The 19602-nt window shown below is 35.7% G+C and carries 19 protein-coding genes, 1 riboswitch and 1 other annotated feature; of the genes, 10 read left to right on the top strand and 9 right to left on the bottom strand.

From position 1 onward, the window contains the following. Positions 1 to 11 precede the first annotated feature (11 nt). A complete protein-coding gene (locus PB01_RS18750; protein WP_151701587.1) occupies positions 12 to 1673 on the top strand; it encodes a glycoside hydrolase family 13 protein in 1662 nt (553 codons plus the stop codon). A gap of 38 nt (positions 1674 to 1711) precedes the next feature. On the opposite strand, the gene PB01_RS18745 is transcribed toward PB01_RS18750, so the two are convergent. Together PB01_RS18745 and PB01_RS18740 are read right to left on the bottom strand one after the other, a co-directional pair. After that, a complete protein-coding gene (locus PB01_RS18745) occupies positions 1712 to 2992 on the bottom strand; it encodes a glucose-6-phosphate isomerase (RefSeq protein ID WP_151701586.1) in 1281 nt (426 codons plus the stop codon). Positions 2993 to 3116: 124 nt separating this feature from the next. Beyond that, positions 3117 to 3899: an ABC transporter substrate-binding protein gene (locus tag PB01_RS18740; protein WP_151701585.1), complete on the bottom strand. Its 783-nt coding sequence runs from the start codon at positions 3897 to 3899 to the stop codon at positions 3117 to 3119. A 145-nt stretch (positions 3900 to 4044) separates the two neighbouring features. Here PB01_RS18740 and PB01_RS18735 point away from each other — a divergent pair, with 145 nt between their 5' ends. Both PB01_RS18735 and PB01_RS18730 read left to right on the top strand, forming a co-directional pair. After that, a complete protein-coding gene (locus tag PB01_RS18735) occupies positions 4045 to 4362 on the top strand; it encodes a PadR family transcriptional regulator (protein ID WP_151701584.1) in 318 nt (105 codons plus the stop codon). Further along, entirely contained in the window at positions 4362 to 4904 is a 543-nt protein-coding gene (locus PB01_RS18730) for a DUF2812 domain-containing protein (protein ID WP_151701583.1), read from the top strand. The genes PB01_RS18735 and PB01_RS18730 overlap by 1 nt, the downstream gene beginning before the upstream one ends. Positions 4905 to 5583: 679 nt before the next feature. Here the strand turns inward: PB01_RS18730 and PB01_RS18725 are convergent. Then, positions 5584 to 7071, bottom strand: a complete 1488-nt coding sequence (locus tag PB01_RS18725; RefSeq protein WP_151701582.1) for a DHA2 family efflux MFS transporter permease subunit — start codon at positions 7069 to 7071, stop codon at positions 5584 to 5586. Positions 7072 to 7259: 188 nt separating this feature from the next. Here PB01_RS18725 and PB01_RS18720 point away from each other — a divergent pair, with 188 nt between their 5' ends. Both PB01_RS18720 and PB01_RS18715 read left to right on the top strand, forming a co-directional pair. Next, positions 7260 to 8162, top strand: a complete 903-nt coding sequence (locus tag PB01_RS18720; RefSeq protein WP_151701581.1) for a TetR/AcrR family transcriptional regulator — start codon at positions 7260 to 7262, stop codon at positions 8160 to 8162. 213 nt (positions 8163 to 8375) lie between these two features. Further along, entirely contained in the window at positions 8376 to 9020 is a 645-nt protein-coding gene (locus tag PB01_RS18715; RefSeq protein WP_151701580.1) for an FMN-dependent NADH-azoreductase, read from the top strand. 101 nt (positions 9021 to 9121) lie between these two features. On the opposite strand, the gene PB01_RS18710 is transcribed toward PB01_RS18715, so the two are convergent. Next, positions 9122 to 9556, bottom strand: a complete 435-nt coding sequence (locus PB01_RS18710; protein ID WP_151701579.1) for a MarR family winged helix-turn-helix transcriptional regulator — start codon at positions 9554 to 9556, stop codon at positions 9122 to 9124. A 153-nt stretch (positions 9557 to 9709) separates the two neighbouring features. Between PB01_RS18710 and PB01_RS18705 the strand changes: the two genes are divergently transcribed. Then, the gene (locus PB01_RS18705) at positions 9710 to 10636 is read left to right on the top strand and encodes an NADP-dependent oxidoreductase (RefSeq protein ID WP_225986288.1); all 927 of its coding nucleotides are present in this window, start codon (positions 9710 to 9712) and stop codon (positions 10634 to 10636) included. Positions 10637 to 10703: 67 nt separating this feature from the next. Here the strand turns inward: PB01_RS18705 and PB01_RS18700 are convergent, their stop codons facing one another. The 5 genes from PB01_RS18700 to PB01_RS18680 form a co-directional block, all read right to left on the bottom strand. Then, on the bottom strand, positions 10704 to 11555 hold the full coding sequence (locus PB01_RS18700; RefSeq protein WP_404815092.1) for an energy-coupling factor transporter transmembrane component T family protein: 852 nt from the start codon (positions 11553 to 11555) through the stop codon (positions 10704 to 10706). Continuing rightward, complete coding sequence (locus PB01_RS18695; RefSeq protein ID WP_151701576.1) at positions 11506 to 13239, bottom strand: ABC transporter ATP-binding protein; 1734 nt, start codon at positions 13237 to 13239, stop codon at positions 11506 to 11508. Before PB01_RS18695 ends, PB01_RS18700 begins: the two co-directional genes overlap by 50 nt. Positions 13240 to 13257: 18 nt before the next feature. Further along, positions 13258 to 13815 carry an ECF-type riboflavin transporter substrate-binding protein gene (locus tag PB01_RS18690; protein ID WP_151701575.1) on the bottom strand — a complete coding sequence of 186 codons (558 nt, stop codon included), beginning with the start codon at positions 13813 to 13815 and terminating at the stop codon, positions 13258 to 13260. 48 nt (positions 13816 to 13863) lie between these two features. After that, positions 13864 to 14724, bottom strand: a complete 861-nt coding sequence (locus tag PB01_RS18685) for an SAM hydrolase/SAM-dependent halogenase family protein (RefSeq protein ID WP_151701574.1) — start codon at positions 14722 to 14724, stop codon at positions 13864 to 13866. A gap of 80 nt (positions 14725 to 14804) precedes the next feature. After that, positions 14805 to 15082 (bottom strand) — a binding site (T-box leader). A gap of 116 nt (positions 15083 to 15198) precedes the next feature. Beyond that, on the bottom strand, positions 15199 to 15750 hold the full coding sequence (locus PB01_RS18680; RefSeq protein ID WP_151701573.1) for a GNAT family N-acetyltransferase: 552 nt from the start codon (positions 15748 to 15750) through the stop codon (positions 15199 to 15201). A gap of 492 nt (positions 15751 to 16242) precedes the next feature. Further along, positions 16243 to 16344: riboswitch (purine riboswitch) on the top strand. A 129-nt stretch (positions 16345 to 16473) separates the two neighbouring features. On the opposite strand from PB01_RS18680, the gene PB01_RS18675 reads away from it, so the two are divergent. From PB01_RS18675 to PB01_RS18660, 4 genes are all read left to right on the top strand, one after another. Beyond that, positions 16474 to 17667: a nucleoside transporter C-terminal domain-containing protein gene (locus tag PB01_RS18675; protein ID WP_151701572.1), complete on the top strand. Its 1194-nt coding sequence runs from the start codon at positions 16474 to 16476 to the stop codon at positions 17665 to 17667. Between the two features lie 149 nt (positions 17668 to 17816). Beyond that, positions 17817 to 18008, top strand: coding sequence for a hypothetical protein (locus PB01_RS18670; protein WP_151701571.1), 192 nt, complete (start codon positions 17817 to 17819; stop codon positions 18006 to 18008). Beyond that, a complete protein-coding gene (locus tag PB01_RS18665) occupies positions 18005 to 18910 on the top strand; it encodes an alpha/beta hydrolase (RefSeq protein WP_151701570.1) in 906 nt (301 codons plus the stop codon). The genes PB01_RS18670 and PB01_RS18665 overlap by 4 nt, the downstream gene beginning before the upstream one ends. Positions 18911 to 18916: 6 nt before the next feature. After that, a complete protein-coding gene (locus PB01_RS18660; RefSeq protein ID WP_151701569.1) occupies positions 18917 to 19534 on the top strand; it encodes a kinase in 618 nt (205 codons plus the stop codon). Positions 19535 to 19602 lie beyond the last annotated feature (68 nt).

Raw genomic sequence — 19602 nt, 5'->3', positions numbered from 1 at the left:
TGAGGGAAGAAATGAAGAAAATATGGTGGAAAGAGGCAGTTGCTTACCAAGTTTATCCTCGTAGTTTCCAAGATTCTAATGATGATGGAATTGGCGACTTACAAGGACTGCTTTCGCGATTAGATTACATACAAGATTTAGGGATTGATGTTATTTGGATTTGTCCAATGTATATGTCTCCAAACGATGATAATGGATATGATATTAGTGACTATCAAGCTATCATGGATGAATTCGGATCAATGGAAGATTTTGATGAGTTACTTCAAGAAGTGCATAGACGTGATATGAAACTCATCATTGATTTAGTCATTAATCATACAAGTGACGAACACCGCTGGTTTATTGAATCACGCTCCTCGAAAAATAATGAAAAGCGTGATTGGTATATTTGGCGAGACGGTGTAAATGGAAAAGAACCAACTAATTGGGGAAGTATTTTCAATGGGTCTGCTTGGGAACTCGATAAAGAAACTCAGCAATACTATTTGCATTTATTTTCTAAAAAACAACCTGATTTAAACTGGGAGAACGAAGAAGTACGAAATGCGTTATATAATACTGTGAATTGGTGGCTAGATAAAGGGATCGATGGGTTTCGTGTCGATGCGATTAGTCACATTAAAAAAGACAATTCGTTTGCAAATATGCCCAATCAAGGAAAAGCTCCATATGTTCCTGCATGGGAAAAATATATGAATGTTCCAGGAATTATGCCGTTTTTAGAAGAATTAAAGAAAGAGACTTTTGCAAAGTACGATATTATGACAGTCGGTGAAGCAAATGGTGTTGGAATTGATGAGATTCATGGATGGGTAGATGAGAAACAAGGGAAATTCAATATGATTTTTCAGTTCGAGCATTTGAGTTTATGGGATGCAGAAAAGAAGAAGTTGGATATTCCAGGGCTCAAAAGTGTTTTGACTCGATGGCAAAAAGCATTAGAAGGAAGCGGCTGGAATGCTTTATTTATAGAAAATCATGATAAGGCGCGTAGCGTTTCTACTTGGGGAAATGATCAGGCATATTGGAAAGAAAGTGCTACTTCATTAGCAACAATGTACTTCTTTATGCAAGGAACTCCGTTTATTTACCAAGGACAAGAATTGGGAATGACTAATGTCCAGTTCCAATCAATTGCGGATTATAATGACGTGGCTAGTAAAAGTCTATATACATATAGACTAAGCCAAGGAGATTCGCATGATCAAGTGATGGAAACTATTTGGGCAACGAGCCGTGACAATGCGCGAACACCGATGCAATGGTCTGACGCTGAAAATGCAGGATTTACAAAAGGAACACCATGGTTAGGTGTGAATCCGAACTACACAGAAATTAATGTAGAGACACAGGAAAACGACCCGAACTCTATATTAAATTATTATAAAAATATGATTAGCTTACGTAAAACAAATCATATTTTCACTTATGGAAATTATGATTTGGTGTTAAAGGAACACACGACACTTTATGCATATACTCGTACGTTTAACGAGGAAAAAGTAATCGTATTAAGTAACTTATCAAAGGAACCAATTGAAGTAGCTGAAGTGCAAGGCATTATCTATAAGCGACCGAATTTACTGCTTTCAAACTTAAAGGTTAACGAGCACGAAGAGATCACAACAATCCATCTAGCACCTTACGAAGCGAGAATTTATAAAATATAAAAAGCACGTTTTGTCCTCGGACAAAACGTGCTTTTTATTTAGTAACCAGGTTTTTTTAGAATTTTAAAGATGTTAGTCTTGTAGTCTTCCACGCCCGGTTGATCGAATGGATTGATGTCGAGAAGGTAAGAACTAAACGCACAAGCCATCATATAAAAATATAAAAGGTGGCCGATATGTTGTTCATCTAGTTGTTCTATCGTAATTGTGAGTTGGGGCACGCCTCCGTCCAGGTGAGCGGTAGCGGTTGCTTCATGACATGCCATATTAAATTCGTGAAGAGATAGACCACTTAGATAGTTCAGTTCATCCCCGTTATTTTCTGCTTCAAAAACCATTAAGTCACTTGGGACACTTTTCACCATTAAAAAAGATTCGAATAACATGCGTTTTCCATCTTGGATGTACTGACCTAAGGAATGTAGGTCGGTTGAATAAAGGACAGATGCTGGAAAAATTCCTTTCCCTTCTTTTCCTTCACTTTCTCCAAATAATTGCTTCCACCATTCTTGTACATAAGTTAACTTTTCATCAAACGTTGCCATGATTTCGACTGGGTATCCTGTATTGTACAAATGGTTTCGAATAACTGCATATTGAATGGCACTATTTGACTTTGTATCAAATACTCCAAATTCCTGCTCTGCTATTTTTGCCCCATTGATTAGTTTTTCGATATCGTAACCTGCTGCTGCGATAGGTAACAAACCAACTGCCGTGAAAACAGAGTATCGTCCTCCAATATTACCTGGTACGACAAAGCGTCGATAACCTTTTTCGATAGCAAGTGAGCGTAACGCTCCTTTTTCTTCATCTGTTGTAACGAAGATGCGGGATGTAGCTTGATCTCCATACCGTTTTTCCATGTACTGCTGTAAAAAGCGGAAAGCAATAGCAGGCTCTGTGGTTGTTCCTGATTTTGAAATGATATTTAATGTGACCTCTTTATTGTCTAAATATGTAATCAGTTCCTTTAAGTATTCGCCACTTACTAGATGGCCAGCAAAAATAACTTCTAAGTCGGTTTGTTTTTTGAATGGTGTAGAAAGAGCTTCAATGACTGCTTTCGAACCTAGATAGGAGCCACCTATACCAATAACAACTAGCACATCCGAAGTCGAGCGAATGTGTTTTGCAGTTTCTTTTATATCTTCTAGAAACTCCTGATTGATAGTGCTCGGCCAATCTACCCACCCTAAATATTCGGCCCCTTCTGCAGATTTAGTATGAATTCCTTTGTGAATAGCTTTTAATTTACTTTCCAATTCAGATGTAAGAAGTTGGTTGTAATCTCCTGAATAATTAACTGAAATGTTCATGAATATATCTCCTTTTACAAAAATTTGTCTATCTTTTATTTTACCATCAAACAGTAAAGAAACCGCTTAAAATGGTACACATTCCTTAGATTAGTAAGTTCAAAGATAGCCCTACTATAATTCTCTAAATATTTTTAATTAGATTTTCTAAATATGGTCCAGATGTTATCATTTTAGTCCCATACCAAAACATTTCACCGTCTACTAATACGATCTTTGTGTTAGGAAGAAATGCTTGGAATTCTGCTAGATGTTTTTCTTGAAAAGGAAATGGTTCGGAAGCGAGCAAAAGGACATCTAGGTTGGCATTTGCCAGTTCCTCTTTTGTCACCGCAGGATACCTAGAATCTTCTTTTTCAAAAGGATTACGGAAACCTAGTTTAAGTAATACATCATTTATATAAGTAGTTCCTCCAACGACCATATATGGTTTACGCCAAATAACATATGCAGCTTTTCGATATTGCTTATGCTGAATGGAAGCGAAGGATGATTTGCAGGAAGTAATGAGCATATCTGCAGCTTGTTCCTTGTTCGCCAGTTCTCCAAGTGTTTGTAAAAATCGGTAAGCATCCTGTATGGATTGAACCTCCATAACGAAAACTGGGGCAATTTTTTCGAGTGCACGCACGATGTCTTCCGTGTTTTCTTCTTTTTCAGCTAAAATGAGATCTGGCCGTAGCTCACGTATTTTATCTATATTTACTTCTTTTGTGCCCCCCACAATAGGCACGTGCTCTACAATTCCTTTTGGGAAAATACAATATCTCGTTCGACCTACTATCTCATTCTCAAGACCTAGAGCGAAGAGTGTTTCCGTAATTGCTGGACAAATCGAAATGATCCTTTTTGGTGGGGTGGAAATGTGCATTTTTCTCCCAAGATAATCGGTTATAAGATGTGTCATCAAATTCCTCCCTTACTAATTCTAATTCGTTATCAATTGAAGGTTATCCTTTTTTAAGCAAAAATTTCTTTGACAAGTATATCGTCAGTTGATATAGTTTTTATATCAGCTGACGATATATCAGGAGGCGATAGGAGGAATACTTATGGGACAGAACAATCCGCCGTTAACAGAGGGTGTGTATTATATTTTGTTATCACTTTATGAACCGCGACATGGTTATGGCATTATGCAACTCACAGAGGAACTAAGTAATGGCCGTGTTCGGCTTGGGGCCGGAACAATTTACGGTGCGATTAAAACATTGATCGACCGGAAATGGATTGTTACATTCGATGAAGATGGACGCAAAAAAGAATACATTATTACAGGTTTAGGGAAATCAATTATTCAGTCAGAAATAAAAAGACTACATGAACTGTATGAAAATGGCCTACAAATAACGAAGGGAGAGAAATCATAATGAAAAAAGTAAAATATCGTTTTTATGTGGATTATGAAAAAGAAGAACAGTGGGTAAATGAGATGGCGCAGAATGGCTGGCATTTTAAAAAAATTATGGTCTTTCGATATACACTTGTGAAAGGTGAGCCTGGAGCTTATATTTATCGTAATGAGTTGCTCGCGGGGCTTGCTTTGAAAAACAAAAATGATTATTTAGAATTTTTAAAGGAAAGTGGAATTGAGGTTGTGAATAAATTTGGAGGCTGGGCGTACTTTCGGAAGAAAGCTGCGGAAGGACCTTTCGAAATTTATACAGATACTTCATCCAAAATTTCTTACTATAATCGTATACTTAATCTTTTTACTGTTCTATTTCTTGGTAATCTTATTATGGGTATTTTTAACTTAATGGTTTCAGATCATGCTTCATACCGGGGTACAATCAGTTCGACAGCTGGTATATTCGGTATAGCAACTGCTATTCTCATATTAATACCGAATATTAAAATATACCGACGCAAAAATGCGATAAAAGAACAGCAACAAATATTTGAGGAATAGATAAAATGTTTTCTTTAAGTAGCGAAACTACTTAAGAGACAACCTTTTTAAAAAGATAAGAAACTACCATGGCTCCCGTTTCACGTGAGCCACCATCTACCACGAAAAAGCTAATTTCTACTTTCAACCGGCATTATTTTGATTGTCATTGGATATCCTATTAATTTTTAAATATGAGTAAAGCTGCTGTGTTCATACAAATGTATATGAAATTGATATACTAGAAATCTAGTATTAACTTAACCTTACAAGGGCTTGATCTAATTTGTTTTTTTCTTTTTCGGTACACTGTATACAGGAATCAGTGGGCAGATGATTCGAATTGGTGGAAACTGAAAAAGTAGATAGTATCCATTAATAAGGAAGAGCAGAGCGGACGAAATTGTATCTTCGTCCGCTTTTAAAAAAGTAGAATAGGATTTATTCACTCATTATCCAAACCTTATGTACCTTGTCTCTATCAATTTCAAGAGGGCGACGGACAAACATCCGCCACAAGATTACCGAAAAAAGAGGATCTGGAAGTGACGCAGTCACATCCAGATCCTCTTTGAAATTCTTCATTAATAGTGTAGCCGATGTTTAGTCCAAATCACTCGGGAATTGGTGATGACCAGGTGCCCTTAATGGAAGCTAGTGTTTTTTGAATTAAGTTTATATTATGCTTGCTATAAGGTGTTTATTTTTCTACCGCTTTAGCTGCAGATTTTCCACCAGTTGTACGCTTTAGGAATAAGGATAGAATAAACGCTACAACAGCAATACCAGTAGAAACTAAAAATGAATCGTTAATACCTGAAATCATCGCTTCCATTCCAACATGTTGTTGCAATTGTTGTAAAGCTTCTCCTGTAGGAGAAGTCGTTAACTTAGCTGTGGCTTCGGTCATCATTTCTTGTATATGGGTTGTCGTGCGATTCGACATTATTGTAACAAGTAAGCTAGCCCCGATAGCTCCAGAAACTTGTTGAATGGTACTGTTCATAGCTGTACCGTGTGGTGTTAGAGCTGGTGGTATTTGATTTAAACCGTTTGTCATAATTGGCATCATAACCATAGAAATACCAAGCATACGGATCGAATAAATAACAACTAAATGAGTATAACCTGTTGAATCTGTTAACAGGCTAAATAAGTATGTTGTAACAATCACTATTGCTAAACCTACATATGCCAATATTTTAGGACCAAATTTATCGAAGATTCTTCCTGTTATTGGCATCATAATCCCCATTATTAGAGCTCCTGGTAACATGAGTAAACCAGAATCCATCGGAGAAATACCACGAATACTTTGAAGGTAAATTGGCATTAACAGCATAGCCGAGAACATTGCTATACTTAATGTAACTGAAATGGCAGAAGATAGAGCAAACATTGGATACTTATATACTCTAAAATCTAACATTGGTTGGCTCAATTTGAATTGTCTTAGAATTAAAGTAACTAAAGACACGACTCCAACAATAATTGTTAAGTAAACACTAGGAGTAGACCAACCATGATTACCGGCTGTACTAAATCCATATAAAATACCACCGAAGCTTAAAGCCGATAAAACAACTGATAGCGCATCAATTTTATCATTGCTTTTCTCTTTTTTATCTTTTAATTTAAAGAATCCTAAAACCCACACTAGAATCATAATTGGAATCATCATTAAGAACAACACAGACCAATCATAGTGTTGGATAACCCAACCGGATAGTGTTGGTCCTATAGCGGGTGCGAAAATCATTACAATCCCGAACATTCCCATAGCAGAACCACGTTTTTCAGGAGGGAAACTTGTAAATAGTACAGTCATTAATAGTGGCATGATTAATGCTGCTCCAGAACCTTGTATCATACGAGCAGCTAATAAAACTGGGAAGTTTGGTGCAAATCCACCGATTAATGTACCAACTATGAATAATCCCATAGCAGTTAAGAACAAACGTCTGGCTGTATTTTTTTTAATTAAGAATGCAGTAGTAGGAATAATAATACCATTCACTAACATGTAACCAGTCGACAACCATTGTACCGTTGAAGCACTGACATCAAATTCTTTCATAATGGCAGGTAAAGCGACATTCAAAAGTGTATTACTTAATAGAGCTACGAAAGCTCCAGTCATTAGTATTGCTAACAAACCATATGGAGGTTTTGTTTGTTTTTCAGGCATTTAGTATTCTCCTTTTATTTTTATATACTAATAGTTCATTTGCGAACCTTTAGTTTGGCAAAATTTATATTACACCTATGAAACTCAATTAGCAAGAAAAATATACTAGGTGTATAAAAATATACTAGTGGTATAAGTGACCTGTGATATAATGGTTAGAATGATTAATATCTAAAGGAGTACAAGCGATGAATAAGAAAAAAAGGAATGTCATAGATAAAGCGCATGAATTATTTATTGAACAAGGCTATCACGCTACGTCCATTCAAGATATTTTAGATCATAGCGGTATTTCAAAAGGGTCATTTTATAATTATTTTTCTTCCAAAAGTGAACTGTTTAAAGCTGTGTTTAATCTTATTCTAGAAAATATGCAAATAGAGAGAGACAAGCTACTCATTGGAGAAGAAGTTAGTGACATTAATATTTTCAAAGAGCAGATCAGTTTTATAATGAAATTAAATAAAAAAAACAAGTTAAATCAATTGATCGACGATGTGCTGGTATCAAGTGATCCAGATCTTATTAAATTCATAAAACAGTTCAAACTTTTATTTTTACATTGGGTATATGAACGTTTTTTAGATATTTTTCCTCGTGATAAAGAAATCTATTTGATGGACTGTGCAGTTATTTTTACGGGTGTAGTGCAAAATATTCTTTATATGAGTCATACTTTGAAAACAACTTTTAAAATGAAGGAAATAGTTAACTATTCGATGGATCGAGTAATTACAATTTTAGAAGATATTAGTACAAAGGGCGTTCACTTATTCGAATCCGAAAAGTTAAATACATTATTGCCTCAATCGGATTATAATGATTTTTTTAACAATGAATTTTCATTTTCCACATTAAACTTAAAAAAGGTAATTGAGAAGGGATTAGTTATTGAGGGAAAAAGAATGACAACTTATTTAAACTTGTTGTATTTTATCCAAGAGGAAATAATGAACAATAAAGAACCAAGAAAATTTTTAATTGAGAGTGCCTTATCTACGTTAAAAAGGACTGAGGAACTAAGCAATTTAAAAGAGTTTCTACAATATGAGCAAATTTTAGCGAATATGAAGTATTATCCGATATCCTAATAGTATTTACTTATAAAGCAAAAAAGCTGTTTAACTAAGAGAAAATCCTAGTTAAACAGCTTTATTCAATTATATTTGTAGTTTGCTAACTAATTAGGTTTCGCAAATGGTTCGACTTCGAGACAAATAAGTAGAATCTGAATAAGTTCATATGGTAAGATACTGAATGGTTAAGAAAACCCAACTATAGTAAACAATTTGGAGGAATATATAATGAATATATTAGTAGTAAAAGCAAATAACCGTCCAGCGACAGAAGCTATATCAAGCAAAATGTATGAAACATTTATGGAAGAAGTAAAGAATGCACAGGACCTTAACGTAACAACTTTCGACGTGTTTGCAGAGGACATGCCTTACTTTGGTCAAGACTTATTCAACGCATTTGGGAAAATGCAAAACGAACAAGAATTATCAAATGTGGAGCAACGTATTTTAGCTGCCAAACAAAAAGCAATGGATGCTTTATCAGCTGCTGATGTAGTTGTTTTCGCTTTCCCACTTTGGAACTTAACAATCCCAGCAGCATTACAAACATTTGTTGATTATACGTATCAAGCTGGTTTTGCATTTAAATATAGTCCAGAAGGTCAATTAATTAGTTTAATGCCTGAGAAAAAAGCCATTATCCTAAGTGCACGTGGTGGAATTTACTCTACTCCAGAAACAGCGCCGATGGAAATGGCTGCTACTTATATGCGCAATGTATTTGGAGGCGTATTCGGAATGTCAGTGGAAGAAGTAATTATCGAAGGTCACAATGCAATGCCAGATAAAGCAGGACAAATTGTTGCAGAAGGTCTTGAAAAAGTAACTGCAGTTGCAAAATCATTATCAGCAGAAACAGTTAAAGCGTAATATAAAATAAGTAATCCCTCTTTGTTTATAAAAACAGAGAGGGATTTTTTATATGGACTTCCTTCCACGGTCATTTCCCTTTAGGAAGAGGGATCATTCTTTTATTTAAGTGTACTAAGTATGGTTAAAAACTGAATCCGTTGTTCATCTGATAAAGGCTCCAGTAATTTTTCTGCGGCTTCACTCATACCTGCACGAGATTTCTTTATTAGTGGTAGTGCCGCTTCGGTTAATTGCAGTAATGTAGCTCGGCGATCTTCGGGATCTGGCAGACGAATGAGCAGTTCTTCTTTTTCAAGGGTATCAACATATTGCGTAACAGTTCTAGGTTGTATTCCAATTTGTTTGGCAATATCATTCATTCGGATATTCGGATTTTCTTCAAGGACGATGAGAAATCTGAGCCTTGGTCCTGTTAAGTAATCAGGAATCCCATAATTAGCAATATGTTTTTCGAATTGTTGGTGTAAAAGGTGATTTGTTTTAAAAAGTATTTGTAATAGATCGCTTGCTGTAGGGGCTTTTGATTGTACCATAGATGACATTCTCCTTGACGCATTTTTATATACTGAGTATACTCAGTATATTAAGTTTGTGAGTATACTCAGTAAATATCATATTACGTCATTAAACAATTTATTTAAAGATAAAAGATCATAAAAATAAAAAAGAGGAAGTGTTGCAAGGTGATGAACGAGATGGAAGCAGTTCGTTATAGTGAATTCGGTGGTCCTGAAGTATTGAAGGTAGAGCGGGTGAAACGACCAGAGCCAAAGGAAGATGAAGTGCTTGTTCGAGTTCATTCCTCAGGTGTTTTGCCTATTGATTGGAAAATACGTCAAGGATGGATGCCAATGCCAGTGCACTTTCCTGTAATTCCAGGTAGCGCATTTGCAGGAGTAATTGAAAAAGTAGGAGCGAGTGTTACCGAGTTTAAAGTAGGGCAAGAGGTATTTGGACGTACTTCAAATGGGTCTTACGCAACTTATACGACTGTTTCAATCGATACAATTGCATTGAAATTAGAATCGATTGGTTTCAATGAAGCTGCAGCCATATCAGGTGGTGCAACGACTGCTTGGCAAGTGTTATTCAATGATGGCAATGTAAAAGCAGGAGATCGAGTTTTGATTCACGGGGCTGCAGGTGGGGTTGGGTTGTTTGCGATTCAGTTTGCAAAGTGGATGGGAGCTCACGTGACGGCCACAGCCGGCCCAACCAATTTGGAATACGTCCGTTCTATAGGTGCAGATATGGTTATTGATTATACTTCAACTCAATTTGAAAAGGTCGTTCAAGATATGGATTTCGTGCTAGACACCGTTGGAGGAGAGACGCTTGAAAAATCCTGGTCGGTCATTAGAAAAGGTGGAGTGCTAATTTCAATAGCAGGTCAACCATCTTTAGAGAGAGCTCAAGAAAAGGGAGTTAGATTAATAAAACCAAGCCGAGCATTTGCTAAAAAAGATTTGGAAACTATTGCGCAACTAATGGATGAAGGTAAGGTTAAAGGATTTGTTGGACAAAAGTTTTCGTTACATGAAGCTGCACAAGCTCATGAACTTAGCCAACGTGGGCATGGACGCGGACGAATCATACTACAAATTGTTGAATAATAAAAAATTCATTATGATACCAGGATCTAATAGAGTTGTGTTAGAACCTGGTATCGAGTATTCCTAGTTAAACAAATGGATTATAAAAACGACCATCATTTATGAACATGAGCATAACCATTAATACGAAAAAAAGAAAAGTAATGAAAATAGAGATAAAGTCTCTCGTTTTAAATTCCTTATAGCCATACCATGTTCGTTTTTTCAACTTTCCGAAGCTACGCAAGTCCATCGTATTACTAACAGTTTCTATGCGGTCTAAACTAGAAAAGATAAGTGGAAAAATAATAGAACCAGCATTTTTAATGCGTTTCCCCAATTTTTCATTTCGAGACATATCTACACCACGGGATTGCTTGGAACGGGCGATCGTTTTGAAATCGCGCTGGATATCTGGAATATACCGTAAGGCAATTGATACCGAATAGGCTAGGCGATAGCTTACGCCTACACGATTTAATGATGCTGCGAATTCACTTGGATGTGTTGTCACAAGGAATAGTAACGCAGGAGGGATGACTGCAAAATATTTCAATGTAATGTTTAATTGATAAAATAACTGTTCTAATGTAATTGAATAGCGTCCAATTGATCCGGTAATCGGATGAGAAGTTCCATAGATCACTGTTCCATGCTGAGGTGCAAACAAATAAATTGCAAAATTGTTTAGCAATAGAAAAAATAAAATGAATCCTAGTACAAAGCTAATTTCTTTCAGTTTTATTTTTGACATGTAAAATAAAACAAAACTTGCAAACAATATGAACAATAGAAACCGAGTATCATATGTAAACATCACAGCAGATGACCATAGAAGAAAACAAATTAGTTTTGTTGCTCCTGTTAGACGGTGAACGATCGAGTCTCGCTCAATATAGCTCAGTAGTTCGTTGTTCACTAGCACGCACCTCCCGATCATATTGAATAAATTGCTCAACAAAATGTGAAGGGTCCGAGACGTTATAATGTTTCGCTAGTTCATATAATGAAGACTCTTTTAAATTTGCTTCTTTAATAAGCTCAGGGTTCGATAAAATATGAGCCGGGGAATCGTCCGCTAAAATCTCCCCACTAGATAATACAATTGCGCGATTTGTATATTCCGTCATTAAATGCATATCATGCGTAATGAGAATAATAGCTATTCCATTCTTAGTAAGTTCCTCTAAAAACGTCATTAATTCTGTTGTGTGCTTATAGTCTTGACCTGCAGTCGGTTCATCCAGCAACATAATAGCAGGCTCCATCACTAAGATTGTTGCTATAGACAATCGTTTTTTCTGACCGTAGCTAAGAGCCGAAATGGGCCAATTTCTAAATGGATATAGACCGCAAACTTTCAGTGTATCTTCTACTCGTGCTTTAAGTTCAGCCTCTGAAACATTTTTTTGAGCTAGGCCAAATGCCACTTCTTCAAATACAATTTGCTTTGAAAACATATGATTTGGATTTTGTAATACAAATCCTACTCGCTGTGCACGTTCTTTTATGGAGTCCTTTTTAGCGTCGATGTTTCCGAAATAAATGATACCTTCATTTGGTTTTTCAAATCCACAAATAAGTGAGGAAAGAGTCGATTTACCTGCACCATTTGCACCGACAAGACTAATCATTTCACCTTTATGTAATTTAAATGAAACGCTTTTTATGATATTTGTTTTATTAGGGTAGTGAAAACTTATATTTTCTAAAGATAATACTGATTCTGTCTCATGTACTTTTTGGGTTGTAGAATGGTCACTCGCATGCCAATTTGCTAATTTTTCTTGAAATGCTTCTTTTACTAACTCTTCTACGTTGGTTAATGCCATCTCTTTTGTTAGCTCACAGCCAGCATATTTTAAAGCTTTAATGTAGAGTGGCTCGCGAATCCAATTTTCTGCCAATAGAGGTCCGGCAAGCACTTCATTTGGTTTAACATCTGCGATGATTTGCCCGTGATTCATCAAAATAATACGATCCAATGGCTGCGATAATACATCCTCAAACCGATGTTCCACAATAATTATGGTTTTATTCGACTCTTTTTGAAGCTTGTCGATTAATGCCATTGTCTTTTTTCCAGAAGCGGGGTCAAGGTTTGCTAGTGGTTCATCGAATAATACAACTTCAATATCATTTACAAGAACACCAGCTAACGCTACTCGTTGTTTTTGACCACCCGATAATTCATGGATCCGTGCATTCAAATGGGAAGACATTTGGACAAGTTCAGCTGCTTTTTGCACATGGTCTTTCATCTCTCTAAGAGGAACGGCATTATTTTCTAAAGAGAAAGCAATATCTTCAGCAACTGTCAGCCCGATGAACTGCCCATCTGTATCCTGAAGGACGGTACCGACTGTTTGTGAAATAGAAAAGAGGTCGAGCTCACGTGTCTCTTTTGCATTAATCTTAAGGTTGCCTGATATTTCTCCTTTGTATGCAAAAGGAACAAGCCCGTTCAAACAATGAACGAGCGTGCTTTTTCCGGAACCAGAAGGGCCGACTATGCAAACTTTTTCCCCTTCATGAATAGTTAAGTTTATATTGTGGAGCGTAGGTTTCGATTGGCTATCATATTGAAAGCTAAAATCTTGAAACTCGATAACTGGTTTTCTCATGTATATCTCCTTACTTATTTAATCCTCGTAGCTTAGACTTCCTTTTTTCGTTCTTGTTTTTGCATAAGCAGTTAACAAAATTGTTCCGAGTACAGCAACAGTTCCGATATTCCAAATACCTGCTGCAATACCTTGTGTAAATACTTTATTTGCAGGTTCTGCGTAAATTAATATATCAAGTCCTGGTGCAACTAAGAACCAAGCAATTGCTTGAACAATTATTTGAACGATGTTAAACATGATAATTTTTTTAAGTCCAAATTCGCCATCTTCAACCGAAAAATATTTGTAGAATACACCAATGCCAAGCCCAACAAATGCCGAAGTAATTACCCAACTCCACCAAACAGAACCATATGAGGTCAAATCATTCAATGCATGACCGATTAAACCAACAAACAAACCTGCAATTGGACCAAAAAGAACAGCAATAAGTGCTAAAAATGCATAAGCGGTTTGAATTGTCGTATTTGGAATCCCAGTAGGAATCGCCACAAATTTTGCTAAAATAAGAAACACAGCTGCGCCAATACCAATGGCAACGACTGTCTTTGTAGAAAAAATAGACTTCTTCATTCATCATTCTCCCTTAATTTTTATATTTATTTTATCAGGAATCACAAATTAGTTATATACAACTTGAGGTACTTTAAGAATTTTTACTTCCCAGTTAACTCCAGTACCAATACCATAAGTTTCTGCAAAAGACTGCTGGTTGATGGCAATGGCAATATTATCTAAGGAATTTACATACAAGAGGGGCTCGCCAATAGAAGTAGCTGCAAACGAGCGTCCGTATGTTAATACGTTTTCGTAAATCGTACGACCATTTGTGGATATAGAGACTTGGAATGACTCTCCATAATCTGCATCCAATTGTTTAAATTGCACTCGACTAATATTTGTCCATAAATTTCCAAATGGGCGATCGATAATATCAACAATACCAGTGAATCCTTCATTTTCGAACTTCGAATCCATTAAAGGAAATTGGATTATGGATGATAAAGATAGAGATGGCCCTATCTCCTCGAATTGAATAAAACCAGATGCAAGTCGGGCACCTGTATAAGCATAAATATCTCGACCATGGAAAGTATGTGATTCTCCAGAGTTTGGTAGCCTATTTACTGTTTCGTCAATTTCGCGAATTTCCTTAATGCCGATGAATTTATTCACATGAGTTAACGTTCCGTTGTCTGGAGTTACGATATATTGGTTCTTCTCCGTTTTAACTACAACACTTTTCCGATCAGAACCAACACCTGGATCCACAATCGAAACAAAAACTGTTTGCTCGGGCCAATAATTAATCGTTTGTAATAGTCGATAAGAGGCTTCCCAAATATTATATTGTGGAATTTGATGTGTTAAATCGAAAATAGGCAAGCCGCGTTGAACAGAATTTGCCACTCCATGCATTGCACTAACAGCACCGTCGCTAATACCAAAATCTGATTGTAAAACTAATAAACCTTCTGTCATGCTAAACACTCTCCTATTGTTTTGTTTTGCTTGATGAGGATTGAAATAAAAAAATCCCGTCCTCATCAATCATTTAGATTGAAAAGGACGAGATTTTATACTCGTGTTACCACCTTTATTCGTCACTTACTCACATAAGCGACCTCTGCAAGTACAGAATTCTATCCAAATGAATTCTAAACTGTGGCATTGATAACGGGTACCAAATCCCGCTTACATCTCAAGCGCAAACAATTTGCGTGTTCAATGTAGAGCTCAGAGGCCATTGTTCAAACGGAGTTTTTCTGCTTCTTTTCAGCTACCGAAGCTCTCTTCAAAGAAATCCTACCATTTTACTTTTTCTCTTCATCGCTTTTACTTATAATACTGAATTTACTCTCAATTCATTAAAGTGTCAACTGATTTTTGGAATAATGAAAAAATGTATTAGTTGAAAAGTGAAAACTGGTTAAATCATTAATAACTAGGTAGTAGTTAGCGAATTATGTTTTTATTATATGCCCATTCCTCACGCAAAATACCTACTCGAATAGAATCATAATATTGACCATCATAAAAACGTACTTTTCGAATGCGTGCTTCCATTGTCATCCCTAACTTTTCCCCAACTCGAATCATGCGTTTATTACCTGACCATGTTGTATAGCCAACGCGAACGAGCGGCATTGTAGTGAACAAATGGTTCATCCAAAGTTTTAAAGCACGTGTCCCTAAACCTTTTCCCCAGCTCGGGGCTTCGTGAAAAACTATCCCCATTTCAAGCCATTTGGAAGGTTCATGTTCCCAATAATACGAAACAATTCCGCAAACTAGCCCAGCCACTTCAATAGCCCAGAAATTATCTCGTGCAACGTATGATTCTGCATTTTTCATAAACGTATCGTAAGGAATTGCTTTATGCTCATAATACGGTGCGTCCCACTTTTTCCATTCAGGCGATTCATCCTTAAAAGCTAATTCCCAAAGTCTAGGTAAATCCTCATTTTGAATTGGTCGAATTATTAACTCTTCATCTTGATAAAACATCATATTCCTCTTTTCATTCCATAGTTTTAGATTTATAAATTGGACTGAAAAGAGATAGCGAATGCCATTTACTTTTCAATCACCATTTGTACGTTTTTCATTTATAACACTCCTTTCAAGTATTTACATATGATTATATATTATTTTCAAAATTATAAGAACTTTAATTTAGCGTTTTACTATGTACGAATAAATTTTAAAGAAATTCTAGCTAATACTTGAGATCATGGGTAATACTTAGACAACTTAGGAAAAGTGTTTTCAATCACAATTAAAAGCAAAGTGATTATTGAATAGCAAGTTTTTATGTAGCGAAAAGTCTAGAAATAGGGGATGTCGCCTAATTAGTATGAAAAAAAAAGCTTTGCTAATACTATGTCATATATGAATTAATAGATGTTTGTAAACCTTTGCAATAATTTTATGATTTCGAATAAGGGCCAACGTATTGATTAATGAAAAAGAAGCGAGTAATATCTTTTTCATACCATTTGATACTATGAACATTTTTCTTGTATATGATCAGTAATATGGCCTGATCGTTTCTACCTAGTAACCGTAAAAGACTAGACTACAGGAAAGTTTGATTAAATTTTGTATGAAGAAGAGGGTAGTGTAAACTACTCTGTCTCTAAATCCCTTATTTTTCATTCTTTCTTTTTTGGGAAGTTATGAAAAGTAAGGGTTTTTTGATGTTTAAATTCACATCTAGGAGTTGCTTTTATGTATTTTTTGTTAAATCTTTTAGGCGTTTTTGTTGTCATGGGCGTCGTATTTTTATGTTCACCGAATAAGAAAGCGGTGAAATGGAGACCGATTGTATCTCTTATCATTGTTGAATTGCTCATTACATGGTTTATGTTAGGCACAACCATTGGTAGTTGGGTTATTAATAAGATTGGATCTTTCTTTACGTGGTTAATTTCATGTGCAAATGAAGGTATAGGTTTTGTTTTTCCAACTGCTATGGCAAATGAAACAGTAGACTTTTTCTTCAGTGCATTGCTTCCCATTATTTTTATCGTTACATTTTTTGATATTTTATCTTATTTTGGAATTTTGACATGGATTATTGATAAGGGTGGTTGGGTTATTTCAAAAGTGTCTCGTCTGCCCAAACTGGAAAGCTTTTTCTCCATTCAAATGATGTTCCTGGGTAATACGGAAGCGTTAGCTGTCATTCGCGATCAATTATCTGTTTTAAAGGACAATCGATTGCTTACTTTTGGAATTATGAGTATGAGTAGTATTAGTGGATCCATCCTTGGTGCATATTTATCAATGGTCCCAGCAGAATACGTATTTAGCGCCATTCCGTTAAACTGTTTAAATGCACTGATTTTAGTTAGTATTTTAAATCCAATTCATGTGAAAAAAGAAGAAGACATTATTTATGTACCGCCAAAATCAGAGAAAAAGGATTTCTTCTCAACGATTTCGAATAGTATGTTGGTCGGTATGAATATGGTTATCGTTATTTTAGCTATGGTAATTGGTTATGTAGCTCTTACAGCTGGCCTTAATGGGGTTTTGGGTGTTATTGTACATGGTCTTACGATTCAAAAAATCTTTTCCTTCATCTTTAGCCCATTTGCATTTTTGCTTGGTTTGACAGGACATGACGCCATGTATGTAGCACAATTGATGGGTATTAAATTGGCTACAAACGAATTTGTAGCTATGATGGACTTAAAAAATAACTTAGATACTCTTCCTCCACATACTATCGCTGTTGCAACAACCTTCTTAACGTCATTTGCGAATTTTAGTACAGTTGGTATGATTTATGGAACGTATAATTCAGTTTTATCAAAAGACAAGGCAGCCATTATTGGTAAAAACGTATGGAAGCTTCTCGTAAGTGGCATTGCTGTTTCATTATTAAGTGCAATGATTGTTGGTTTATTTGTTTGGTAATAGAACAGAAAAAGGTAACTCGAAACATTCGAGTTACCTTTTTCTGTTGGGATGAAATACAATGCAAAGTAAAAAATAAGAAGGAAATAAACTACTGGTGACGAACTTGTAATAAAGGAGATTTAACAATAAAAGTTGGGAGAAGAGATATGTTCGTTAAAAAAGACATTTTAATTAAGAATACTAGAAATGATATTGAGCGTGTGAATCGAGTTTTAGGAAGGTACAAGCATCATGGTGGAAAAGAGTTTGTACAAAATACATTTTTTATAGAAGCTAAAAACGAATCAATACTATCGACTTTAAAGACTACTAACTTAAACGAATGTAGAAACAAATGAAAGCGACAATAATAAGAAATATTTTAGGAGTTGCTGCATTTCCACTAACGGTTTGGAATTTAGCAATGAATCAACTAAATAAAGTTGCCCCACCAGGTCAAATAATACAAACAAAGCATTCGGAAGTGCACGCTATTGTAACAGGAGAAGGTGAAGTTACAGTTATTTTAGAAGCAGGCTTGGGTTCAGTGTCAATTGATTGGTGCTACGTTCAACCAGAGATTTCAAAGTTTGCTAAAGTTATTTCCTACGATAGAGGAGATTATGGTTGGAGTCGAACGAAGAGAATGACACTTTCGTCACTGGATAGTGTGGAAGAATTAAAAGAAGTATTGGAGAATTTGAATATACAACCTCCTTACATATTGGTTGGTCATTCATTTGGAGGACTCTCTATGAGATTGTTTGTCAGTATGTATCCTAATGATGTTACAGGCTTAGTATTAGTAGATGCAGTTCATGAAAATCAATATGTCACTGGTAATCAAAACAATAAATTTCGAAGGCTAGTCACGTTTGGCTATGCAACTTCATTAATGGGGCTGCCAAGGATATTGAAACAGAAAGTTGGTAGAAAATTTTTAGTGAAGGAGTATGCCCGACACTTAAAATATATCGGATATACTTTAGGAGCATATAAGTCTATGTACAGAGAGTACAGAGATAGTTCCATTTCTGCGAAACAATTAATGGAAGCAAAACCACTACGTGATGACTTATCTATTAAGGTAATAAGTGCCGAGAATAATTCGGAGCAATGGAAGAAACGGCAAATGCTTTTGTCGAAATTAACGAACAAGACAGAACATATTCAGACTAAAACAGGGCATTCAATACACTTAGAAGACCCGAGAATTGTCATTAAGTGCATTACTAATTTGATAAAAGAAAGTAGTGGTTAATACCTTATGCGGATTCTTCAAAACGTAATAGAAGAAATTAATCAACTAGAAAAAATAGATCGACCGTATATTATCGGTATGGATGGATTAAGTGGTTCAGGTAAAACGACATTATCTGAAAAGATAAAGGAAGAGCTAATGAATGAAGGATTTCAAGTTATAGTTATCCATATTGATCATTTAATAGTAGAACGTGCGAAAAGGTATAACACGGGCCATCCTGAGTGGTATGAATACTATGCACTTCAATGGGATGTGCAATGTATCAAAGAAAACCTCTTTAAAGCAGTTCATCAAAAATCAAATCATCTTTATCTACCATTTTATGATTTCGATAAAGATCAATCCTATTCTCAGAGCATTAACATAGGACAATGCTCGATCATTTTAATTGAAGGAGTCTTCCTACAAAGGAATGAATGGAAAAGCTTTTTCGATTTTATGATTTACTTGGATTGTCCAAGGGATATGCGGAACGCCAGGGTTTTACAAAGGGATGCATACATAGGAGATATGAATGAGCGATTAAAAAAATATGAACGAAGGTATTGGAAAGGAGAGGAATACTATCTACTAGAAGTAGACCCTCTCAAAAAATCAGATATTATTATAAGGAATCTATAAAAAACGAACTCCCATCCAATAGGATTAGGAGTTCGTTTTAAATAAATCAAGGTGTCGTGAGTTTTGTG

This window comes from Psychrobacillus glaciei, assembly GCF_008973485.1.
Classification (GTDB): domain Bacteria; phylum Bacillota; class Bacilli; order Bacillales_A; family Planococcaceae; genus Psychrobacillus; species Psychrobacillus glaciei.
Note: the sequence above shows the minus strand (reverse complement) of the source record. Positions and strands in the feature narration are given on the sequence as shown.

Coding starts and splice junctions, on each gene's coding strand:
- PB01_RS18725 (WP_151701582.1), bottom strand. CDS start 7,071: ATGCCTGAAAAACAAACAAAACCTCCATATGGTTTGTTAGCAATACTA.
- PB01_RS18720 (WP_151701581.1), top strand. CDS start 7,260: ATGAATAAGAAAAAAAGGAATGTCATAGATAAAGCGCATGAATTATTT.
- PB01_RS18745 (WP_151701586.1), bottom strand. CDS start 2,992: ATGAACATTTCAGTTAATTATTCAGGAGATTACAACCAACTTCTTACA.
- PB01_RS18660 (WP_151701569.1), top strand. CDS start 18,917: ATGCGGATTCTTCAAAACGTAATAGAAGAAATTAATCAACTAGAAAAA.
- PB01_RS18665 (WP_151701570.1), top strand. CDS start 18,005: ATGAAAGCGACAATAATAAGAAATATTTTAGGAGTTGCTGCATTTCCA.
- PB01_RS18675 (WP_151701572.1), top strand. CDS start 16,474: ATGTATTTTTTGTTAAATCTTTTAGGCGTTTTTGTTGTCATGGGCGTC.
- PB01_RS18700 (WP_404815092.1), bottom strand. CDS start 11,555: ATGATCGGGAGGTGCGTGCTAGTGAACAACGAACTACTGAGCTATATT.
- PB01_RS18705 (WP_225986288.1), top strand. CDS start 9,710: ATGAACGAGATGGAAGCAGTTCGTTATAGTGAATTCGGTGGTCCTGAA.
- PB01_RS18670 (WP_151701571.1), top strand. CDS start 17,817: ATGTTCGTTAAAAAAGACATTTTAATTAAGAATACTAGAAATGATATT.
- PB01_RS18685 (WP_151701574.1), bottom strand. CDS start 14,724: ATGACAGAAGGTTTATTAGTTTTACAATCAGATTTTGGTATTAGCGAC.
- PB01_RS18715 (WP_151701580.1), top strand. CDS start 8,376: ATGAATATATTAGTAGTAAAAGCAAATAACCGTCCAGCGACAGAAGCT.
- PB01_RS18740 (WP_151701585.1), bottom strand. CDS start 3,899: ATGACACATCTTATAACCGATTATCTTGGGAGAAAAATGCACATTTCC.
- PB01_RS18750 (WP_151701587.1), top strand. CDS start 12: ATGAAGAAAATATGGTGGAAAGAGGCAGTTGCTTACCAAGTTTATCCT.
- PB01_RS18730 (WP_151701583.1), top strand. CDS start 4,362: ATGAAAAAAGTAAAATATCGTTTTTATGTGGATTATGAAAAAGAAGAA.
- PB01_RS18690 (WP_151701575.1), bottom strand. CDS start 13,815: ATGAAGAAGTCTATTTTTTCTACAAAGACAGTCGTTGCCATTGGTATT.
- PB01_RS18680 (WP_151701573.1), bottom strand. CDS start 15,750: ATGTTTTATCAAGATGAAGAGTTAATAATTCGACCAATTCAAAATGAG.
- PB01_RS18695 (WP_151701576.1), bottom strand. CDS start 13,239: ATGAGAAAACCAGTTATCGAGTTTCAAGATTTTAGCTTTCAATATGAT.
- PB01_RS18710 (WP_151701579.1), bottom strand. CDS start 9,556: ATGGTACAATCAAAAGCCCCTACAGCAAGCGATCTATTACAAATACTT.
- PB01_RS18735 (WP_151701584.1), top strand. CDS start 4,045: ATGGGACAGAACAATCCGCCGTTAACAGAGGGTGTGTATTATATTTTG.